This window comes from Alkalibacillus silvisoli (assembly GCF_039521975.1).
GTDB lineage: Bacteria > Bacillota > Bacilli > Bacillales > Alkalibacillaceae > Alkalibacillus > Alkalibacillus silvisoli.
On record NZ_BAAACZ010000022.1, the window covers coordinates 1 to 1504 of the forward strand.

Below are 1504 nucleotides of genomic sequence, written 5' to 3' on the forward strand. Positions count from 1 at the left end.
TTAACTTAAATCAAGTGATAAAACGCGTCTTCGACTTTGGTTGATTCTTATCTAGTTTTGAAGGTATTGGACCTTCATGTAATGAAATTCACATTTGAAATTTCATTAAAAAATATTAAAAACCCTTGCATTTTTTAATGAGGGTGAATATAATATAACTTGTCCTTGAAATTTGAAGTAATTTGTCCGGTGGTTATGGCAGAGAGGTCACACCTGTTCCCATGCCGAACACAGTAGTTAAGCTCTCTAGCGCCGATGGTAGTTGGGGTTCTTCCCCTGTGAGAGTAGGACGCCGCCGGGCAAATATGCTATGGAGGATTAGCTCAGCTGGGAGAGCACTTGCCTTACAAGCAAGGGGTCGGTGGTTCGAGCCCGCCATCCTCCACCATTTCAGTACAGTGCCGACCTAGCTCAATCTGGCAGAGCAACTGACTTGTAATCAGTAGGTTGGGGGTTCGAGTCCCTCGGTCGGCACCATTTAAATTATAATTTTTTTAATCGAAAGATTAAATTCGCGATGAGCCATTAGCTCAGTTGGTAGAGCATCTGACTTTTAATCAGAGGGTCGGAGGTTCGAATCCTCCATGGCTCACCACCAAGCGGGTGTGGCGGAATTGGCAGACGCGCTAGACTTAGGATCTAGTGTCTTACGACGTGGGGGTTCGACTCCCTCCACCCGCACCATTACAAATTGCGGAAGTAGTTCAGCGGTAGAACACCACCTTGCCAAGGTGGGGGTCGCGGGTTCGAATCCCGTCTTCCGCTCCATAACTGCCGGGGTGGCGGAATTGGCAGACGCACAGGACTTAAAATCCTGCGGTAGTTTACTACCGTGCCGGTTCGAATCCGGCCCTCGGCACCACTTTTTTTGCGCCCGTAGCTCAATTGGATAGAGCGTTTGACTACGGATCAAGAGGTTAGGGGTTCGACTCCTCTCGGGCGCGCCATTTAAATCCTTCGGGAAGTAGCTCAGCTTGGTAGAGCACTTGGTTTGGGACCAAGGGGTCGCAGGTTCGAATCCTGTCTTCCCGATTCCTTCATTGGGGCCTTAGCTCAGATGGGAGAGCGCCTGCTTTGCACGCAGGAGGTCAGCGGTTCGATCCCGCTAGGCTCCACCAATTAATATTTCTTCGAACCTTGAAAACTAAACAAAATAGCCTGTCGTCAATTCTGGTTTTCTTCTTATTGACTTGTGGAAGAAAACAAAGAGATGACATTAAACGAGTCAATCAAACACTTTTATGGAGAGTTTGATCCTGGCTCAGGACGAACGCTGGCGGCGTGCCTAATACATGCAAGTCGAGCGCGGGAAGCAGACTGAATCTCATCTGAGATGACGTTTGTGGAACGAGCGGCGGACGGGTGAGTAACACGTGGGCAACCTGCCTGTAAGACTGGGATAACTCCGGGAAACCGGGGCTAATACCGGATAACACATAGAACCGCCTGGTTCTGTGTTGAAAGATGGCTCTGCTATCACTTACAGATGGGCCCGCGGCGCATT

9 tRNA genes and 2 rRNA genes are annotated in these 1504 nt (G+C 49.2%); all 11 read left to right on the forward strand.

What is annotated here, in order from left to right:
* The first annotated feature begins 185 nt into the window (after nt 1-185).
* Nucleotides 186-301, forward strand: a 5S ribosomal RNA gene (rrf, locus tag ABDZ63_RS12770).
* A gap of 11 nt (nt 302-312) precedes the next feature.
* Nucleotides 313-388: transfer RNA gene (locus ABDZ63_RS12775), tRNA-Val, on the forward strand.
* 12 nt (nt 389-400) lie between these two features.
* A tRNA-Thr gene (locus ABDZ63_RS12780) sits at nt 401-477 on the forward strand.
* A gap of 42 nt (nt 478-519) precedes the next feature.
* Nucleotides 520-595 (forward strand) — tRNA-Lys (locus tag ABDZ63_RS12785).
* A gap of 4 nt (nt 596-599) precedes the next feature.
* Nucleotides 600-684, forward strand: a tRNA-Leu gene (locus ABDZ63_RS12790).
* A 9-nt stretch (nt 685-693) separates the two neighbouring features.
* Nucleotides 694-768: transfer RNA gene (locus ABDZ63_RS12795), tRNA-Gly, on the forward strand.
* 5 nt (nt 769-773) lie between these two features.
* A tRNA-Leu gene (locus ABDZ63_RS12800) sits at nt 774-862 on the forward strand.
* Between the two features lie 8 nt (nt 863-870).
* Nucleotides 871-947, forward strand: a tRNA-Arg gene (locus tag ABDZ63_RS12805).
* A gap of 11 nt (nt 948-958) precedes the next feature.
* Nucleotides 959-1032 (forward strand) — tRNA-Pro (locus tag ABDZ63_RS12810).
* A 10-nt stretch (nt 1033-1042) separates the two neighbouring features.
* A tRNA-Ala gene (locus ABDZ63_RS12815) sits at nt 1043-1118 on the forward strand.
* Nucleotides 1119-1238: 120 nt separating this feature from the next.
* Nucleotides 1239-1504 (forward strand): 16S ribosomal RNA (locus ABDZ63_RS12820); the annotation flags it as partial.